This is a genomic window from Streptomyces sp. LBL, from assembly GCF_029893585.1.
Classification (GTDB): domain Bacteria; phylum Actinomycetota; class Actinomycetes; order Streptomycetales; family Streptomycetaceae; genus Streptomyces.
Genome location: NZ_JARXYX010000004.1, coordinates 165,906 through 185,069, shown reverse-complemented (window position 1 = coordinate 185,069; position 19,164 = coordinate 165,906). Strand labels below are relative to the sequence as shown.

General features: G+C 71.8%; 16 protein-coding genes. 3 read left to right on the top strand and 13 right to left on the bottom strand.

Translation table 11 applies throughout. The annotated features are described in order from the left end of the window. Positions 1-4 precede the first annotated feature (4 nt). Both M2271_RS06290 and M2271_RS06285 read left to right on the top strand, forming a co-directional pair. The gene (locus tag M2271_RS06290; protein WP_280886093.1) at positions 5-433 is read left to right on the top strand and encodes a thioesterase family protein; all 429 of its coding nucleotides are present in this window, start codon (positions 5-7) and stop codon (positions 431-433) included. Then, complete coding sequence (locus M2271_RS06285; protein ID WP_280886092.1) at positions 430-1,107, top strand: hypothetical protein; 678 nt, start codon at positions 430-432, stop codon at positions 1,105-1,107. The genes M2271_RS06290 and M2271_RS06285 overlap by 4 nt, the downstream gene beginning before the upstream one ends. Before the next feature lie 130 nt (positions 1,108-1,237). Here the strand turns inward: M2271_RS06285 and M2271_RS06280 are convergent, their stop codons facing one another. Both M2271_RS06280 and M2271_RS06275 read right to left on the bottom strand, forming a co-directional pair. Beyond that, positions 1,238-1,621: a hypothetical protein gene (locus M2271_RS06280; protein WP_280886091.1), complete on the bottom strand. Its 384-nt coding sequence runs from the start codon at positions 1,619-1,621 to the stop codon at positions 1,238-1,240. 1 nt (position 1,622) lies between these two features. Beyond that, positions 1,623-2,036, bottom strand: a complete 414-nt coding sequence (locus M2271_RS06275) for a globin (RefSeq protein ID WP_280886090.1) — start codon at positions 2,034-2,036, stop codon at positions 1,623-1,625. Positions 2,037-2,179: 143 nt separating this feature from the next. Here M2271_RS06275 and M2271_RS06270 point away from each other — a divergent pair, with 143 nt between their 5' ends. Next, positions 2,180-3,163, top strand: coding sequence for a methyltransferase domain-containing protein (locus tag M2271_RS06270; RefSeq protein ID WP_280886089.1), 984 nt, complete (start codon positions 2,180-2,182; stop codon positions 3,161-3,163). An 82-nt stretch (positions 3,164-3,245) separates the two neighbouring features. On the opposite strand, the gene M2271_RS06265 is transcribed toward M2271_RS06270, so the two are convergent. The 11 genes from M2271_RS06265 to M2271_RS06215 all read right to left on the bottom strand — a co-directional run bounded on the left by M2271_RS06265 (position 3,246) and on the right by M2271_RS06215 (position 19,163). Continuing rightward, positions 3,246-4,880: an FHA domain-containing protein gene (locus M2271_RS06265; protein WP_280886088.1), complete on the bottom strand. Its 1,635-nt coding sequence runs from the start codon at positions 4,878-4,880 to the stop codon at positions 3,246-3,248. A gap of 83 nt (positions 4,881-4,963) precedes the next feature. Next, positions 4,964-6,310 (bottom strand): VWA domain-containing protein, encoded by a 1,347-nt coding sequence (locus tag M2271_RS06260; protein WP_280886087.1) that lies wholly within the window; start codon positions 6,308-6,310, stop codon positions 4,964-4,966. Between the two features lie 197 nt (positions 6,311-6,507). Then, positions 6,508-7,920 (bottom strand): protein phosphatase 2C domain-containing protein, encoded by a 1,413-nt coding sequence (locus M2271_RS06255; RefSeq protein ID WP_280886086.1) that lies wholly within the window; start codon positions 7,918-7,920, stop codon positions 6,508-6,510. Continuing rightward, positions 7,921-10,809, bottom strand: a complete 2,889-nt coding sequence (locus M2271_RS06250; RefSeq protein WP_348539147.1) for a tetratricopeptide repeat protein — start codon at positions 10,807-10,809, stop codon at positions 7,921-7,923. It abuts the gene before it with no gap. Next, positions 10,806-12,140 carry a hypothetical protein gene (locus tag M2271_RS06245; protein ID WP_280886085.1) on the bottom strand — a complete coding sequence of 445 codons (1,335 nt, stop codon included), beginning with the start codon at positions 12,138-12,140 and terminating at the stop codon, positions 10,806-10,808. The genes M2271_RS06250 and M2271_RS06245 overlap by 4 nt, the downstream gene beginning before the upstream one ends. Positions 12,141-12,282: 142 nt before the next feature. Beyond that, positions 12,283-13,356, bottom strand: a complete 1,074-nt coding sequence (locus M2271_RS06240; RefSeq protein ID WP_280886084.1) for a glutamate ABC transporter substrate-binding protein — start codon at positions 13,354-13,356, stop codon at positions 12,283-12,285. 14 nt (positions 13,357-13,370) lie between these two features. After that, positions 13,371-14,771, bottom strand: coding sequence for a hypothetical protein (locus M2271_RS06235; RefSeq protein ID WP_280886237.1), 1,401 nt, complete (start codon positions 14,769-14,771; stop codon positions 13,371-13,373). A 282-nt stretch (positions 14,772-15,053) separates the two neighbouring features. Then, positions 15,054-16,028, bottom strand: a complete 975-nt coding sequence (locus M2271_RS06230; RefSeq protein ID WP_280886083.1) for a BadF/BadG/BcrA/BcrD ATPase family protein — start codon at positions 16,026-16,028, stop codon at positions 15,054-15,056. After that, positions 16,019-17,284 carry a 6-phospho-beta-glucosidase gene (locus M2271_RS06225; protein ID WP_280886082.1) on the bottom strand — a complete coding sequence of 422 codons (1,266 nt, stop codon included), beginning with the start codon at positions 17,282-17,284 and terminating at the stop codon, positions 16,019-16,021. The genes M2271_RS06230 and M2271_RS06225 overlap by 10 nt, the downstream gene beginning before the upstream one ends. After that, a complete protein-coding gene (locus tag M2271_RS06220; protein WP_280886081.1) occupies positions 17,281-18,198 on the bottom strand; it encodes a carbohydrate ABC transporter permease in 918 nt (305 codons plus the stop codon). The genes M2271_RS06225 and M2271_RS06220 overlap by 4 nt, the downstream gene beginning before the upstream one ends. A gap of 5 nt (positions 18,199-18,203) precedes the next feature. Then, positions 18,204-19,163: a sugar ABC transporter permease gene (locus M2271_RS06215; RefSeq protein WP_280886080.1), complete on the bottom strand. Its 960-nt coding sequence runs from the start codon at positions 19,161-19,163 to the stop codon at positions 18,204-18,206. Between the last annotated feature and the right edge of the window lies 1 nt (position 19,164).

Below are 19,164 nucleotides of genomic sequence, written 5' to 3'. Positions count from 1 at the left end.
GATCTTGCGGCACATCTACCGCTGCCCGCTGCGCTGGGCGGACATGGACGCGTACGGCCACATCAACAACGTGGTCTTCCTCCGGTACCTGGAGGAAGCCCGTATCGACTTCCTGTTCCGCCCGGACAAGGACTTCCAGCAGGGGTCCGTGGTGGCGCGCCATGAGATCGACTACAAGAGGCAGCTCGTCCACCGGCACACGCCCGTGGACATCGAGCTGTGGGTCACGCGGATAAGGGCGGCCTCCTTCACGCTGACCTACGAGGTCAAGGACCCGGACCAGGTCTACGTCCAGGCCTCCACGGTGATCGTGCCGTTCGACTTCGAGGCACAGCGGCCGCGGCGGATCACCGCGGAGGAACGCGAGTTCCTGACGGAGTACATGGACTCCGACGACACCGACGACTCCGAGGCGGAGGCCGTCGCCGCATGACGGTGCTCCACCTGGCCGACGAGGGGGAGGCGGCGGACTTCGCGGCCTTCCTCTCCCGGCTGCTCCATTACGACCGTTCGGCCGCGGTGCGCCTCCAGGCGGCCGGCACCGCGCTCGCCGTCTTCGGCCGGCCGCCGTCCTTCGAGGTGCTGGCGATCCGTGCGGTACGGCTCGCCAAGCCGTATGAGAACGGTCTGGACGTCACGCTGGACGTGACCGTGTCCGCGGGTGAACTGCTGGAATCCGTCGACGAGTCGGCGGCCACCGCCGTCGTGCCGGACGCGGTCACCGGTCCGCCGTGGGCCGGGGTACTGCCGCCGCGCGGTGGCTGGCAGGCGGAGTCCGGGCTGCCGGAGCCGGACGCGCTGCGGGCGATGGTTGCCGGGGGCGTCGCCGAATTCCGCTCCCGTACGGAGGAGTTGGCGGCCGAGCGGCGTACGCGGGCCGAGCTCGACCGGATCGGGCGGGAGATCTGGTCCCGGGCCGTCGGCCGGACCGGGCTGCCGGTGCGGGCCGTGCACGCGGCGCAGTCGCTGGGGTTCCTGCGGCCGACGCGGCGTGCGGAGGATCTGGCGTTGTTCTCGTCGGGTGCGTGGCTGAGGCTGCGGACGCCGTACGGGTCGATCGCCGTACGCAGGACGGGGCTCGGGGCGTTCGGCGTCAGCGTGCGTTGATCATTTATCAGCGGGTGTATGGCTGACCACATCAGCGGGTGTCCCGGTCGGCCCTCAGCGGGTGTCGTGGTCGGCTGATCGACGACTGATCAGCGGCTGATCGGCTACGGGCGCTGTCGTCGCTCACCAGTCACGGGCGCTGTCGTCCGGCCCTCCCCCTGATGGCCGCTGACGTCCGCTCCTCCCTTACGGTTGCTTTCGCCGGACAGACCCGGACAGACGCCGATGTGGTCCGGTTCCGGTTCCGGGCCCAGTTCCGGTTCCAGGCCACGAGGTCGCGCATGTCCAGGGACCGGCCGTAGTCGGCGGGCTGCGGGATCCCCGCAACGCCGCCGACACCGCCGACACCGCGCTGATCGTCCGGGCCGACGTGCCCGCGGAGGGCCGTGAGGTCGCCGACACCGCCGTGCGGAAACGCCGCGCGCACCTTGTTCGACGGGCCGCCGGTGACCGTGCGGACGCTGGTGCGGTCGGGTCCGTACGCTCTCGCCCGGGTCCTCGGCTTGCGGATCACGCTAGTCCGGGGTGTTCACCATCGAGGCGGCCGCGTACGTCAGGTAGTTCCACAGCGTCTCCTCGTGCTCCTCGGACAGGCCGAGGGAGTCGACAGCGTCCCGCATGTGCCTCACCCAGGCGTCGTGCGCCTCTCGGTTCACGGTGAAGGGGACGTGCCGCATGCGCAGGCGCGGGTGGCCGCGGCTGTCGCTGTACGTCGTCGGGCCACCCCAGTACTGGATCAGGAAGAGCGTGAGGCGCTCCTCGGCCGGGCCCAGGTCCTCCTCGGGATACATGGGCCGCAGGACCGGGTCCTCGGCGACTCCCTCGTAGAAACGGTGGACGAGGCGGCGGAAGGTCTCCTCCCCGCCGACCTGCTCGTAGAAGGTCTGCGTCTGCAGCGTGCCGCGCCGGATCTCTTTCACGCCCTCCATGTTCTCAGACCGCAGGACCCAGGTCTCAAGGCCTAGGACCCACGGCCGGGACCGGGCGAGGACCGGGCAAGGACCGGGAGGGGGCCGGGCGGGTGCGGACGGGACCGCTAGCTTCTCTGCGGCTCCCGCAGGACAGTGGACGCATGGGCGCGCATGTTCTCGACAAAGACCTGGACGACCTCGCCACGTCGGCACGGGCGGCGCTGGTGCGGGAGATCGACACGAGCGGAGCCTGGGCCGCCGACCCGGTGTGGCGGGAGGCGTTCGAGGCGGTGCCGCGGCATCTGTTCGTGCCGTACTACTACGTCGGGGGCATCGACGGCTACGAACGCCAGTGGGGCGAGAGCCCCGACCCGCGCACCCGTGAGCGCTGGGTACGCGGGGTGTACGCCGACACCCCGCTGGCCACCCGGCTGCGGGACGGAGAACTGGTCTCCTCCAGCAGCCAGCCCTCGCTGATGGCGATGATGCTGGCCGAACTGCGGATCACGGACGGCGACAGAGTCCTGGAGATCGGCGCCGGCACCGGCTACAACGCGGCCCTGCTCGCGCACCGGCTCGGCGACGACGACCTCGTCACCACCGTCGATCTGGAACCGGAGATCACCGAGGCGGCCCGGCGGCATCTGGCCGCAGCCGGGTACCGCCCGGTCGTGGTCACCGGCGACGGAGCGCGAGGCGTGCCCGAACGTGCCCCCTTCGACCGGATCGTCGCGACCTGCGCGCTCCCGTCGATCCCCCGCGCCTGGCTCGCCCAGTGCCGCCCCGGCGCCCGGATCCTGACCCCGCTCGGCACCGGCCTGGTGGCTCTCACCGTGCGCGACGCAGGGCACGCCGAGGGACGCTTTCTGCACACGCCCGTCTACTTCGTGCCGTTGCGCGGCGGCGGGCCCGAGCCGCCGCCGACTCCGCTGGGCGGACTGCCGCGCCGGGCCAGGGAGAACGAACTGTTCCGGTTCCTGCTCGCCCTGACGCGCGGTCGCCTCGATCCGCGGGAGGTCTACGCGCTGTGGGAGCGCGAGGGGCAGCCGCAGCGCGAGCGGTACGGCATCACGGTCCGCGCCAAGCACGAGTGGGCCTGGTTGGACGACCCGGAGGGGCCGTACGCCTGGCCACTTCCCACCTGAAGGAAACTGACGACGCCTGGCCGCCTCCCGCCTGACGGAACCTGCCGCGGCTTGATGGGATCAAGCCGCGGCCTGGTGGGATCTAACCGCGCCGGATCGTGATCGTCGTCCAGGCGCCCACGTGCACCCGGTCCCCGTCCTGAAGCGGCACCGGCACGAACGGCTGGATCGGCTCCTCGCCGCCGTTCACCGTCGTACCGTTCGTCGAGTTCTGGTCGACGACCGCCCAGGAACCGTCCGGTTGCTGGACCAGCACCGCGTGCTGGTGCGAGACGCCCGGGTCCTCCGGCGGCACCGACAGGTCGATGTCGGGGGTGTCGCCGGTGGAGTGGCGGCGGCGGCCGATGGTGAGCTGGTTGCCGGAGAGGGTGCGCTGCTGCTCGGGCGAGTACGCGGGCAGGTTGAGGCCCGTGGCCTCGGGGCCGGAGCGCTGCATCATCGCCATGAAGTAGTCGCGGTCCGGGCCGATCGTCGCCGTCCACGTCGTCGGCTGCTGCGGGTAGCCGCTGCCGGGAGGGGACTGCGCCGAGCCGGGCTGCGGGTAGCCGTAACCACCGCCGGGGCCCTGGCCGGGGCCGCCGGGGCCACCCGACGGCGGGGAGATCACCCAGTCGTCGTTGCCGCCGCCGAAGGACGGACCGCCCTGCTGCGGCCGGTTCTCCTGCGGGAACCCGGGCGGGGCCGAGGGACCCGACGGGCCGGGCTGCTGATGGAACGCCTGGGGTGCCTGGGGTGCCTGGGGGCCGCCGGGACCTCCGGGGCCGCCGTGCGGGGTCGGCCCGGGCGGCGGCGGAACCGGCCGCGACGGGTCGGCACCGAAGGGGCCGGGCGCACCCGGACCACCGGGTCCGGGACCGCCGGGACCGCCGAAGCCTTGCTGGCCACCGGGGCCACCGGGGCCACCGGGACCCGGACCGCCGGGGCCGCCGAAGCCTTGCTGGCCGCCGGGGCCGCCTGGACCGGAGGGCCCGCCGTAACCACCCTGGCCACCCGGCCCACCGGGATTCGGACCGCCGGGACCGCCGAAGCCTTGCTGGCCACCGGGACCGCCGGGACCGCCGTAACCGCCCTGGCCACCAGGACCACCGGGGCCACCTGGACCACCGGGTCCGGGGCCACCGGGGCCGCCGAAGCCCTGCTGGCCGCCGGGACCACCGGGACCACCGGGTCCGCCCGGACCGGAGGGCCCACCGGGCCCACCAGGCCCACCGGGGCCCTGGCCACCCGGGCCACCCGGCCCCTGCTGGCCGCCGAACGGCGCGCCCGGCGGTATCGGCTCGGCGGGGCGGTTCACCTGCGACGGGCGGGAGCTCTGGTAGTCGTACCCGTCACCGCTGCCGTACGACGGGCCCGGTTGCTGCTGGAAGCGGGCGGCCGGGTTGGGGCCGGGCGCCGGCGGGGGCGGGGCGGCCGGGGTGTACGAGGTCGCCGTGTTGGTCAGGAAGTTCCACCGGCACTCCTCGCAGAACGGTGCGCCGCCCTCGCGGGGCGTACGGCACTGCGGGCAGAGCTCCGGCTCGGGGTCCGGTACGCCGGACAGGTGCGGCGGACGTCCGCCGGGCTGACCGGGCTGGGTGCCCTGGGGCGGCGGGAAGCCGTATCCACCGCCGGGGGGCGGCGGAGGAGGGGGCGGGGGCACGGCTCCGGCCATGCGGTGACCGCACACCTCGCACCAGTCGTCGGAACCCGACTGGTGTCCGTTCGGGCAGGTCGGCATGTCGGCGCTTCCCCCTCTCCTTGGCCGGCCGTTATGACCGGATTTCTCCAACCCCGAGGGGCCAGGCTCGCAACTCGTTCAAGTCACTTTTTTACACGAACAGTCTTTGTCGACCGGGTTTCGAGAGTCATCTCGTCGGCGTTCTCGACCTTCGCCTTCAGTCGCACAGTACCTGTCGTGGCATCGACCACGTCCACCACCTTCGCAAGCAGTTTCGCAGTATCCGCGTTTCCGGAGGCGCTGGCGAGCTGAACGGCCCGGCCCAGTTTGGCCGTTGCTCCATCCGTATCGCCCGCTTTGCGTAGATCCAGCCCTTGTTGGATGGCCTGTGCCAGTTCTGCCTGGCCCGTGTAGTGGGCGACTTGGGGGTTGATCGACGTGGAGGCGACCATGTCGTCGGTCCATACGGCCCGTACGAGACCCTGGGCGCCGAGGCTCTGGAAGGTGCCCTCGGGCTGCGGGACCACGAGGGAGACCCGGGCGGCGAGCATCTCCTGGCCGACGTGGGCGGCCGGTATCTCGACGTTGACGTGGTAGTCACGGGACTCGTCGCCCCAGGACCCGGTGGGGTAGTCCCCGGCGCGCGGGCCGGCTTCCGTACGGCGGTGGGTGAGCTCCTCGACCGTCGGAGCGACCTGCTTGACGAACTTCACCGTGGTGCCGACCGGGGTCCACAGCCTGAGGGCGACGTCCGCGACCTCCTTGCCCATGGCCGTCTCCATCATGTGCGTGAAGTCGGCGGTGAGGGCGGCCGGGTCGGCGACGATGTCGGCGGTGCCGAGCAGCGCGGAGGCGACCCCTGTGACGTCTTTCACTTCCCAGTCGGTGCCCACTCCGCGGGCGTCACAGGTGAAACGGCCGACGCACGAGTCCAGGGAGGCCTTCAGGTCCTCCGGCGACTCGTGTTCGTTGCGGCCGTCGGTGAGCAGGATGCCGTGGCGGATGGCGACGTCCGCGGAGGACAGCAACCGGTCGGCGAGACGCAGCCAGGTGCCGATCGCGGTGCCGCCGCCCGCGCTGAGCTTGCGCAGGGCCCGCTTGGCCTGGTCGCGGGTGGTGGCGTCGGCGACCGCGAGACGACCGTCGCCCGGGTACACCTCCTTGGCCACGTGGGTGCCGCCGATCACCGCGAAGTGCACACCGTCGCGCAGGGTGTCGATCGCGGCGGCCGTGGCGTCCCGGGCGTTGCGCATCTTGGTCCGCGGGTAGTCCATCGAGCCCGAGCAGTCGACCATGATCGCCACGGCCGCGGACGGGCCCTGCCCTGGCGCGTAGAGGTGGGGCGCCGCGACCGCGCTCCCGACCGTACCGCCGCCGGTGGCGGTCACCGTGATGATCGCGTTGACCTCGCGGCCGCCCTCGGGCAGGTACTCGTTCTGGTACACGTCCACCGAGAACTGCGGCACGTTCGACTTCGAGAAATTGGCCATGCCTACTCACATCCCCCTTGACCGTCCCCCGTGGGACGTCCCCCATGAACGTCCCCCTTGAACGCCCCACGGATGCGGGGCGATGACGATGTGACGGACCGGTCCCCTCCGGTCCGTCGAGGCGTCCTGGCGCTACGAGCCGCACGAGCCGCACGAGACGCAAGGCCGTGCAACCCGTGCGACCCGTGCGTGTGGCCTCAGGCGGATCCTGCCCCCTGAGGCGGGGCCGGGAACGGCAGGACGGCCACTGTTACGTTGTCGTGGCCCCCACCGTCCAGGGCGTGACCGACCAGGACGCGGGCGCTGTGCAGCGGGCGCACGGCGGCGTCCAGCGGCAGGACCTGGGCCAGTTCCTCGGCCGCCTCCGCGTAGTTCCACAGTCCGTCGGTGCACACCACCACCACCCCGGGCCGGTCCGGCTTGAAGGAAGCGGTGTGCGGCTCCAGTTCGTAGGCGTCCGCGCCGAGCCAGCCGGTGATCGCGTGGGCGCGCTCGTCGGCGTACGCCTCCGCCTCGTTCATCAGACCCGCGGCGACCATCTGGGCGGCCCAGGAGTCGTCCTCGGTGAGCCGGGCCGGGGGCGCGCTGCGGTCCACCGGGACCCAGTAGACGCGGCTGTCGCCGACCCAGCCGACGACCAGCAGACCGGAGGTGACGACCGCGCCGACGAGGGTGCAGGCAGGGGCGTTCTGGTGCGGGGCGTGCTCGCGGGCGGTGGCGGGTTCGTCGGCCAGCGAGTTGACCGCGCGGGAGGCGACGACGATCGCGTCGTGCATGGCCTGCTGCGGGTGGGTGCCCTGCGGCAGGGCGGCCAGCAGGGTCTCGCTCGCGGCCCGGGACGCGGCCAGGGAGGCGTCGTCGGGGCGGGTCGCGGAGGACACCCCGTCGCAGACGATCGCCAGGACCGCGGACGAGCCGTCGGGCAGCGCGGCACAGCCGAGGCCGAAGGCGTCCTCGTTGCGGTGGTGGCGCAGACCGCGGTCGCTGACGGCGGCGACCGGGCCGGCGTCCTGCTCCATGTGGTCGCGCTCGCGCGGCTGGGCGTGCCCGCAGTTCTCGCAGTAGCCGTCGCTGTCCACCCGGCCCGCCCGGCAGGCCACGCACACCTGGGTGCCCTCGGGCGGCGTGGGCACACCGGCGGTCGCGCGCGGTTCCGGTGCCTGGAGCGGGTACTCCTCGGGCTCCGCCGGGCGGTCGAAGCGGACGCCTGGGGCCGGGGAGACGGGGGAACCGGTGAGCGGCGGCTGCTCCGATCCCGGGTGCGGCGGCTGCGCCGGCAGTGGCGGCAGTGGCGGCAGCGGTGGCATCGACGGCAAGGCGGTGCCCTCCGGGCCGGTGCCCGGGAGGCCCGCCGGCAGGTGTGCCGGGGGGTGCGTCGGGGGGGCCGGTTCGGCGGCGCCGCCCGGCTGGGGGATCACCGGCCAGGGCGCACCGGCGGCGCCGCCCGGTGGGGGCGGCGCGCTGCCGTTCATGGCGATGGTCGGGTTGTCGTCCGGCCGTACGGGCACGGCGGACAGGTCATATCCGCACGCACCGCAGAAACGGTCACCCGAGTCGAGCGGTTCCTCGCAGCTCGGGCAGGCGGACAGCTGGGGCATCTGCGACATCAACTACACCCATGTCCGGGGGCGGTAACGGTTGGCACGTTCCACCAGGTCGATCCTCTCCTCGCCGCCCGACGCCAGCCGGGCCAGCGTGCGGTACGAACGTTCCAGGCCGAAGCGCAGGCCCTGCTCGTCCAGTCCACTGCCGAGCAGTACCCGTCCCCCGGCGGTGGGGGGAGGCACAAAACCCTGGCCACCGGAGAGTATCCAGTCCAGCGCGCAGCCGAGAACTTCCGCCGACAACTGCTCTCGCCGGGACGGATCCAGACCGTACGCATCCAGGGCCTCGACCTGACCGGCGGCGGCGATCAGATCGTCCAGGAAGGGTACGTCGGAGGCGATCGCGGTGCGTTGTCGCAGCCTTGCCCGTACGGCGGCCACGCGCGCGGCGGTGTAGTGGATGGACGACTCCGGCACCGACTCCAGCGTTCTCACGGCGCCACGGCGGTCCCCGGCGGCGAGTTGGACGCGGGCCAGACCGAAGGCGCCGCTCACATAGCTGGGGTCGGTCGACCAGACGAGGCGGTAGTACTCGGCGGCGTTGTCCAGCTGGCCGAGCACCTCCGCGCACAGGCCCAGGGCCAGCTTGGGGGCCATCTCGCCGGGGAAGGCGTCGTAGATCGCGTCGAAGGTCAGCGCGGCTGCCTCCTCGTCGCCGGTCACCAGGGCGGCCACGCCCCGGTACCAGACGACCCGCCAGTCGTCGGGCCGCTCCTCCTCCAACCGGAGCAGGGACTCGTGCGCGGTGTGGGTGTCGCCGTTCTCCAGCCAGGCGCGGATCTGCCTGAGCCGGGTCTCGCTGGACGGGGTCGGCGCGGCGGCGAGGGCGCCGAGCAGCTCGGCCGGAGCGGTGGTCATCAGACCCGCCAGGAAACCGGCGTTCGGATCGGCGACGTCCACGTGCGGTACGGGCAACGCCAGGGCCGCGGCGGGGGAGTCGACGGGCTTCACCAGACCCGGAGCGCTTGCGGCCGCCCCACCCGTCCGCCCGGCTCCGCCGACCCCGACCCCGACCCCGCCCTCGACCCCGACGGAAAGGTGAGGGCGAGCGGCCGGAGAGGAGAGAGCGGCGGAGGAGGAGGGAAACGCGGCGGACGAGGGAAACGCGGCGGAAGAGGGAAACGCGGCGGAAGAGGGAGGCGCGGCGGAAGAGGAGGGAGCGGCCTGATGGGAAACCGCTTGCAGATGAGGCGAGCCGACTGGGGTGGCGGGCGAGCCCGCCGGGGAGACGGGCGAGCCCGCGGCGCCCCTGCGGCCTCGGCGCCTCACCGGCGTCACCCGCGCCCCCAGCCGTGACACCTCCCCGTCCAGCTTCGGGAACAACTCCGTGTCCACGACGCGGACTTCGGGGCCGAACAGGCTGGAGAGCGCCGGCCGTGCCCGGCCGGTCTGCAGCGACACGACCTCCCGGAGCACGCCCGTCAGCTGTTCCGCCATCTCCTGGGCGGAGGCGAAGCGGCCGGCCGGGTCGGGATCGGTGGCGCGGACCAGGAGGCGGTAGAACGACTCGTACTGGCGGAAGACCGCGATGTTGTCGGGGTCGGGCAGGGAGTCCACGAAGACGTTCGTGTAACCCTGGAAGTCGAAGGCCAGGACGGCGAGGGTGCGCGCGACCGTGTAGAGGTCGGACGCGACCGAGGGGCCCACCTCTGCGACCTCCGGAGCCTGGTAGCCGACCGTGCCGTAGATGGCCGACTCGTCGTCGTCCATCCTGCGCACCGCGCCCATGTCGATCAGCTTGAGCTGGTCCTCGGTCTGGATGGCGTTGTCGACCTTGAAGTCGCAGTACAGCAGGTTGCGGCTGTGCAGATGGCCGAGCGCCTCCAGCGCCTCGATGCCGTACGCGCACGCCTGTTCCACCGGCAGCGGGTCCCGCCTGCCCTCCGGTGTGCGGCGGGCGTTGGCGATCTCCTTGAGGGACTTGCCGCCGACGTACTCCATGACGATGTACCCGTCCAGCGAACCCGTGCGCTGGTCGAGGTGCTCGACGAAGTTGTAGATCCGCACGATGTTGGCGTGCTCGATCTCCGCGAGGAAGCGCCGCTCGGAGATCGCGGCGGCCATCGCGTCCTGGTCGCCGGTGTCGAGCAGGCCCTTGAGGACCACCCACCGGTCGGACACCGCACGGTCCACGGCGAGGTAGACCCAGCCGAGGCCGCCGTGCGCCAGACAGCCCACGACCTCGTACTGACCGTGCACGACGTCGCCGGTCTTCAGCTTCGGTACGAAGGAGTACGGGTGGCCGCACTTGGTGCAGAAGCCCTCCGTGCGGCCGGGCCGGTCACCACGCGCGCGGCCCACCGGTGCCCCGCAGTCGGAGCGCGAACAGAACCGCTTGCGCTCGGGCACCTCGGGGTTCTCCAGCACCATCACCCGCGGATCGGGGCGCGGCACCCCCGGCACGTCGACCAGGCCCGCGCCGAGCCGCCCGCGGCTGGAGGACCCGGAACCGGAGCCGGAGCTGCGCACCGACACCGAGCGGCCCGTGCCCTTGCCCGACAGGGACCGCGACAGCCGCCCGGAGACCGAGCGCCGTGACTTCGACGACTGCGGGGACGTACGCGAACTGCGGCCGCTGGAGGGGGAACTGGTGCCGGACGACCCCGTGGAGCCGTGGCCGCCTGCCGCGATCCCGGTGGGCGGTGAGCCGACCCAGCCGGTCGCCGAGACGACCGGGGCGAGACCGCAGGTGTCGCAGTACAGCTCGCCGCCGCCCACATCCTCGTACGCCCCGTCGCAGCTGGGCCGCTGACAGGGCCGCTGCGCCTGGCTCTGCCCAGCCTGGCTCTGCTCCGCCTGACCGCGCTCTGCCTGGCTCTGCTCTGCCTGGCTCTGCTGTTCCTGGCTCTGCCCTGCCCGGCTCTGCTCCGCCTGGTTCTGCTCCGCCTGGCTCATGACGACGACTCCCCCCTACGGTCCTCGGGTCCGCCCTGCCCGGACACCCGCGGGGCGCCGAACAGTTCGACGACCGCCCGCTGGTAGCGCAGGACGGCCTGTTCGGCGACCCGCAGGTCGCAGGGCGCGCTCCACAGCATGCGGCGGGCCGCGTCGTACCGCTCGATGAGGAACGGGTCCTCGGCGAGGCCGTGCCGGGCGACCTTCGCCTTGTACGCGTCGAGGCGGCCGCGCAGTTCCGCGCGGACCGCCAGGGGCGCGGTGACCTCGGTCAACGACTCGCGGGCGCGCAGCAGTTCGTCCTCCGCTTTCTGCTCCAGGGAGTCCAGGAGCGGGGACAGGCGGTGCCACTGGGCGTGTCTGCGGTACTCGGCGGCCGTCGCCAGCTGCTCCTGCAGCGCGGTCGGCGGGCCGCCCACCACCGGCACCTCCGTGGCGGCGATCTTCGCCAGCACCTCACCGCGCGCGAGGCGCGCCTCGGCGAGCGTGCGGTCCGCGCGGGAGAGCACGTCCCGCAGCTTTACCAGCCGGACCTCGGCGTCCTGCCGGACGGTGAGCACGGCGTCGATCTCCCGGCGTACGTCCTCCAGGGCGCGCGCCTCACGGTCGTACACCGTGGTGTCCGGCTTGCCGCCACCCGGGGCCGAGCTGCCCGGTGCGGGCGTCCAGAAGGCCAGCGGGTCGGAGATCACCTGCTCGCGCAGGTGGGTCAGCGTGCTGGTGATGCGTTCCAGGTCGTCACCGGCAGGGTGTTCGCCGGGGCGCACGCCGACCGAGTGGGCGAGACGGCGGGTGCGCTGAAGCTCCGCGGCGAGTAAATCGATCCGGGCGGGCAGCGCCGACCACACCGCGTCGGCGGCGACGACCATGTCCAGCGAGGTCGCGTACAGCTCGTTCATCCGGTCCACCAGGGTGACCAGCGAGAACCGTTCGCTCAGCTTGCTCGCACCGCCGTGCAGGGTGGGCGCGTTGGCGGTCGCCGTGGCCGAGCCCGCGACCGTGACGGACTCACCACGCAGCAGCTCGGTCAGCTCGGCCAGGTCCTCGCGGCTGGACCAGCGGCGCCGGGCCCGGACACCGCGGGCGGAGTGCAACGCGTCCGTGTACGTGTCGAAGTACGCCCACAGCAGCGTGATGGAGGCATCCGCGGCCTGCCAGCGCTCCTTGGTGACACCGGTGAGCTCGGCGCCTTCGAGGAGTCTGCGGCCCGCGTGGTCCTGGAGGGCGAGGAGCGAGGTCTCGATCGCCTCGTGCTCCGCGCCGAGCCGCGCCAGCGCACGGTCCACCTCGTCCCGGTCCATCACCGGCCCGGCGGGGTCCGTGACGCCCATCGATCACCTCTCGCTGCTTGTGTGCCGTCCGTCGGTCGTGTGCCGTCAGCCGGTCCTGTGTCGTCAGTCGGTCGTCTGAAGAATCCGTGTCCGTCAGTAGTTGATGAGTTGATGATGTGATGCAGGTGTTGCTGAGGAGCCGTCAGCTCGTGCGCAGGTACTCCGCCGGTGAGGGCGGTTTCGATGTCGTGGAGACCTTGCCCAGTGTCGCGGAAAGCCACCTGTCGTACGACACCTGCCAGCCGTCGGCCGTGTCCTTGCGGAAGTCCACCAGAACCTGGTTGACCCGGCGTACCAGATCGTCCGCGTCCTTCTTCATCGCCACTCCGTAGTACTCGGTGTTGAAGGGCTTGCCCTTGAGCTCGACCGTCGGGTCCTGCGCGGCCTGGCTCGCGGCGAGCGCGCCGTCGGTGACCACCGCGTCGACCTCGCCCAGCTGGAGCCTTACGAGACAGTCGAGTTGGTTGGGGACCGTGGTCCTCAGGTCGGCGGTGGAGACCAGCGTCTTCGCCTTCTGGTCCTCGACCAGCTGGGTGTGGGCGGTGGAGCCCGCCGCCGTGCAGATCCTCTTCTTCGCGAGCGAGCCGTCGTAGCCCGTGATCTTCGAGGACTTGGGGGCGAGGACCTGCTGACCGGTCCTGAAGTAGGGGGCGGAGAACGCGACCTCACGGAGGCGGTCGCAGTTGATCGTCATCGTGCGGACGACCATGTCGACGCGGCCGCTCCGGATCGCCGGGACGCGCTGGTCGGTCGGGATGGCCTTGAACTGGACCGCGTCCGCGTCACCGAGGATGTCCTGGGCGATCCGGTGGACCAGATCGATGTCGAAGCCCTCCAGATCGCCGGTGCCGCCGCTGTTGGGGTCGCGGTAGCCCCAGCGGTAGCTGTTCTGGTCGACGCCGACGATCAGCTTGCGCTTCCCCGTACGGTTCTTGATCGCCTCGATGGTCTTGCCGTCGGCACGCGACGGGGACAGGGTCTGCTTCTCCGGGGCCTGCTTCATCGCCGGTGTCGGGCAGCCGTCGTCCGCCCTGGCCTGGGTGGCCCGGGCGGTGGCCCGGGTGCCGCCCGGGCCACCGGCGCCGGTGGTGCCGTCGCCGTGGGACAGGGCCGGCGGCAGCAGCAGCGCGCAGGCCACCACGAGGGCACACACGATCGCCATCGCCCCCACCCCGCCCCAGCCCTTCAGACGGGCCGGCAGTCGTCGTCCGCGCATCGTCACGCCCCCTTTCACCGGTACTCCGACAGTCTGCGCCCGATGCCCAGCACCGCACCCGCGGCGCCGAGGACCGCCAGCACGGCCGCGCCCACCGACAGCCCGGTCATCGCGCCCAGACCGTCACCGGCCGCCTGCTCGAACTCGGCCGTCTCGTGGGCGAGCGCCTTGTCGAGGTTGTCGTCGACGCTGTCGAAGCACTCGCCGGTCGCGCCGGTGGGCCCGATCACCCTGGCCAGCGCGGTGGCGTAGTTGCCCTTCTCATCCTCGCCGCGGGCCTCGCCGTGGCGGTCCTTCCACACCTTCATGTTGCCGACGGCCGCGGTGACCGGTTTCGCGCCCGAGGCGTCGTCGGCGAGCTTTGCCGCCTTGGCCAGGCCCTTGCCGAGGGCGTCCATGTCGGTCTTGAAGTCGTAGTCGTAGGCGTCGACGACCTTGCCGCCCACCTGCTTCGTCTCCGCGCCGCGGGCGACCAGCGTCAGGTTCTCGTTGCCGCGTGCCTTCAGGGAGGCGATGCGAGCGTCGTTCAGCACCTCCACCGAGCGGACGCCGCCCGCGTAGGAGGCTTTCAGATCCGCGCGGGCGACGCTGTGGCCGACGACCAGCCACAGCAGGACCACCGTGGCGGTGGCCGTGGCGGCGACCAGGCCGTGGTTCAGCACCCGGTTGGTGCGCCGGTAGTTGCGGTGCTGGGCGTAGGCGAGACCGGCGAGCGCGAGGACGCCGAGGCCGATCGCCGCCCATGGGTAGGGCGTGGCGTCCGCGTAGTCGGCGCGCAGCCGCTGGTTCTCCTTGGTGTAGAGGTCCTCGGCCTCCGGGAGCATCTGCTTCTGCATCTTCTCGTTGGCGTAGCGCAGATACGCTCCGCCGACCGGATAACCCTGCCGGTTGTACGTCCGGGCCCGCTCGACCAGGCCCTTGTACTCCGGCAGCAGCCGGTTCAGCCGGGCCACGGTCGCCGCCGCCGGGGAGCCGGGGTCGGAGCTGGCGGCGGCCTTGACCAGGCCTTCGGCGGCGTTGCCGATGTCCTTCTCGTACCGGTCACGGGTGGCCGCCGTCTCCTGGCCGCCGGCCAGGAAGCCGCTGGAGGCCGTGGTGTTGGCGTCGGCGAGCGAGCGGTAGATGTCGGCCGCGGCAGAGCTGAGCGGCTGGCTGTTGTTCAGCACGTCGTCGGCGGCGGCCGACCGGTCGGCCGTCTGCAAGGCGGTGACGGCGCCGAAGGCGACGACGAGGAGGGCGAGGACGGCGCCGATGATGCGCAGTCGCCCGGGCTCGGTGGTCGCCGCGGCCCGCAGCTGGTCGACGCCCTCCGCCCACGCCGTACGCCGCGGTGGTGCCACGCCGGGCGAAGCGGACCGGCCCCGCGGACCCGGCGGGGGGCCGGGCGGCGGCGCCTGCGGCGGCACCGCGGGCATCGTGGGCGCGGGCGGCCCCGGTGGCGCCGCACTCCCCTGCTGCTGATACGTCACTTGACCTCCCCCATGGTCATCGGCCGGTCACCTCCGCCCGAACGCCAGGAAGCGCGGGAAAAAGGTGCACGGCCGTAAGTATCGCCGCCGGGACCGACATCCGCACAGGCCTTGATGCGATCTTGTTCGGATCGCAGTAGGGCCTTGCCCGGATCGCAGCGCAGCGAAGATCCCGCACCCCCCTGCCCATGAATACGCCAACCTGAACTGTTCCGGTTCCCGGGGCGCTCAGCCCCTCTCGTAAAACTCCCGCACGCGGGCGTGCGCCAGAGCGGGGGCGCCCTCGTGGTCGAGCCCCAGGAGGGCGGCACCGAGGACCGGTCGCACGGTGACGACGCTGGGTACGGCCTTGGGGGCGCGCTCGGCCAGCAGTTCCCGCACGCGGTCGTCGAGTTGAGGGTGGCGGGCGGCCAGGACACCGCCGCCGAGCAGGACCGGGGTCTCCTCGTCGAGCAGACCGAGCCTGGTCAGGGCGACGACCGCCATGGCCGTGACCTCGTCCGCGAGCCGGTCGACGAGCGCGCGCGCCACCGGGTCGCCGCCTGCCGCCGTGGCGAACAGGACCGGCGTCAGCTCATGGCGCCGCGCGTTCTCGATGTGCCCCAGGTGCAGGGCCTCGATCAGCGCGTACATGGAGCCGAGGCCGAAGTGCGCGGGCAGGGTGCGGGCCAGCGCGGTCGGACCGCCCCGCCCGTCCTCGGCCCGCGCCCCGTGCCACACAGCCTCCTCGGACAGGGCCCAGCCCCCGCCCCAGTCACCGGAGATACGGCCCAGCGCGGGGAAGCGCGCGACGCGGCCGTCGGGCCGCATGCCCACGCAGTTGATGCCCGCGCCGCACACCACGGCCACACCGCGCGGCTCCTCCACACCGGCCCGCAGGATCGCGAAGGTGTCGTTGCGGACCACCACGCTCGTGCCCCACGCGCGGGCGTGCAGCGCGGCCTCCAACTGCTCCTCCTCCACGGGCAGATCGGCGTTGGCGAGACACGCGGAGACATGGTCCACGGAGTCGACGCCCGCCTCGGCGAAGGCCCGGCCGACGGCCTCGGCGACCGTGTCGACCGCCTCCCGGACGCCGACGACGGGGGGCTGGAACCCGCCGGCGCGGGCCGTGGCGAGCACGCTCCCGTCGCCCGCCACGACCGCGACGTCGGTCTTGCTGTTCCCTGCGTCCACGGCGAGGACCTGTGCTCTCACGCCCACGCGAGGTGCTCCCGGTTGTGTGCGATCAGCCGGTCGGTGAGGCCGTCGGCGTACGCGTACTGGCCGACCAGGGGATGGGCGAGCAGCGCCCGGAACACCCGGTCGCGGCCACCGCGCAGAGCGGCTTCCAGGGCCAGGTCCTCGTACGCGGTGACGTTCGCCAGCAGCCCCGCGAACAGCGGGTCCACCGGCGCGACCGACAGGGGGGTGGCTCCGGTGTGCCCCACCGCCGCCTGCACCTCGATCACGGCGTCGTCGGGCAGGAACGGCAGTGTGCCCTTGTTGTACGTGTTCACGACCTGGTAGGGGCTGCCGCCTCCACCAAGCAGCGAGGCGGCGAGATCCACAGCGGCCTCGGAGTAGTACGCGCCACCCCGCTTGGCGAGCAGCGCCGGCTTCTCGTCGAGGGTCGGGTCGCCGTACATCTCCAGCAACTCCCGCTCCATCTCCGCCACCTCCGCGGCCCGGGACGGTTTCGTACCCAGTTCCCGTACGACCTCGTCGTGCGCGTAGTAGTAGCGCAGGTAGTAGGAGGGGACAACGCCCAGGCGGTCCAGGACGTCCCGCGGCAGCCGCAGGTCGCCGGCGATGGTGTCGCCGTGCTCGGCGAGCAGTTTCGGCAGGACGTCCTCGCCCTCGGGGCCGCCGAGTCGCACATGGGTTTCCCAGGTGAGGTGGTTGAGGCCCACATGGTCCAGGTGCACATCACTCGGCGTGACTCCCAGCATTCCGGCGAACTTCCGCTGGAAGCCGATCGCCACGTTGCACAGTCCGACCGCCTTGTGACCGGCCTGGAGCAGTGCGCGGGTGACGATGCCGACGGGGTTGGTGAAGTCGATGATCCAGGCGTCCGGGTTGGCCCGCCGGACGCGCTCGGCGATGTCGAGCACCACGGGGACCGTACGCAGCGCCTTGGCGAGGCCGCCCGCGCCGGTGGTCTCCTGGCCGACGCAGCCGCACTCCAGCGGCCAGGTCTCGTCCTCTTGCCGGGCGGCCTGTCCGCCCACGCGGAGCTGGAGCAGCACCGCGTCGGCGCCCTCGACACCCGCGTCGAGGTCGTCGGTCGTGGTGATGCGCCCGGGGTGGCCCTGCCGGGCGAAGATGCGTCCGGCCAGCCCGCCGACGAGCTCCAGACGGTCGAGGGCCGGGTCGACGAGGACCAGCTCCTCTATGGGCAGGGTGTCGCTCAACCGGGCGAATCCGTCGATGAGTTCCGGTGTGTAGGTCGATCCTCCGCCGACGACGGCCAGCTTCACCCTTTGACTCCTGTCAGTGTCACGCCTTCGATGAAGGCCTTTTGCGCGAAGAAGAAGACCGCGATCACCGGCGCCATGACGAGCAGGGTCGCGGCCATCGTGAGATTCCAGTTCGTGTGGTGATTGTCCTTGAAGGACTCCAGCCCGTAACTCAGCGTCCAGGCCGCCGGGTTGTCGCTGGCGTATATCTGCGGGCCGAAGTAGTCGTTCCAGCAGTAGAAGAACTGGAACAGGGCGACCGCGGCGATGCCCGGCTTGGCCAGCGGTATGACGATGCGCCACAGGGTGCGCAGATCACCGCAGCCGTCGACCTTGGCCGCGTCGAGATACTCGTCCGGGATGGTCAGCAGGAACTGACGCAGCAGGAAGATACTGAACGCGTCGCCGAAGGCCATCGGGATGATCAACGGCCACAGGGTGCCGGTCAGATGCATCTGCTTGGCCCAGAACAGGTACATGGGCACGATGATCACCTGCGGCGGCAGCATCATCGTGGAGATCACGAGCATCATCGCGATGCGTCGCCCGCGGAAGCGGAACTTGGCCAGGGCGTAGGCCACCGGGACGCTGGAGACGACGGTCAAGGCCGTGCCCAGACCCGCGTACAGCAGGGTGTTGCGCCACCAGGTGAGGAAGCCGGGGGCGTTCCACACCTGCGCGTAGTTGTCCCAGTTCCAGGAACGCGGCCACAGCGCGCTCGTCAGCGCCTGCTGATCGTCCATCAGGGAGGTCAGCAGGATGAAGACGAACGGCAGCACGAAGAACAGCGCGGCCGCGATACCGAGCGAGTGCACGCCGATCCAGTGCAGCAGCGCCCGGCGGCGGGCGGCGCGCTCCGCCGGGCCACGGCCGGCCGGGGAGGCCGGACCGCCGGCCGAAGGGGCAGTGGGGCGTGCGGTGACGGTGTTGGTCATGGGGATCAGTCCTCCACCGTGATCAGGCCGCTGCGGCGGCGCATCAGCAGCGCGGTGAACGCCATGGACAGAGCGAACAGGACGAGAGCGACCACACAGGCGGAGCCGGTGTCGAAGCGCTGGAAGCCCAGGGTGTAGATGAGCTGGGGGAGCGTGAGCGTGGACTTCCCCGGATAGCCGGGCTCGTAGATCTGGCCTGCGCCGGCGCCGATGACACCGCTGGCCGTCTTACCGGCGATGAGCGGCTGTGTGTAGTACTGCATGGTCTGGATGACACCGGTGACGACGGCGAACAGCATGATGGGGGAGATGTTCGGCAGCGTGACGAACCGGAACCGCTTCCAGGCCCCCGCGCCGTCCAGCTCGGCCGCCTCGTACTGCTCCTTGGGCACGTCGAGCAGCGCCGCCATGAAGATGACCATGAGATCGCCGATGCCCCACAGAGCGAGCAGCGTCAGCGCCGGCTTCGACCAGGCCGGGTCGTTGAACCAGCCTGGCTGGGGCAGGCCCAGATCGCCGAGCACCTGGTTGACCGGGCCCGTGCCCGGGTTGAGCAGGAAGGCGAAGGCCAGGGTCGCGGCCACCGGCGGGGCGAGGTACGGAAGGTAGAAGAACGTACGGAACAGCCCCGCACCCGTCTTGATCTTCGTGATCAGCAGCCCGATCCCGAGCCCGAAGAGAACCCGGCACGCCACCATGATCACCACGAGCCACAGGGTGTTGCGCATCGCGGCCCAGAAGAACGGGTACTGGCTGAAGACGTACGTCCAGTTGGCGAGGCCGTTGAAGGTGGGCGGCCGGAAGCCGTCGTACTTCATGAAGGAGAAGTAGACGGTGGAGAGCAGCGGATAGGCGAAGAAGACGCTGAAACCGATGAGCCAGGGGGAGAGGAACGCCAGCGTGCGCAGCCCCTCCCGACGGCGCTTCGAGCGAAGCGCCGTCGCGTGGCCGGAGACGGTCGCCATG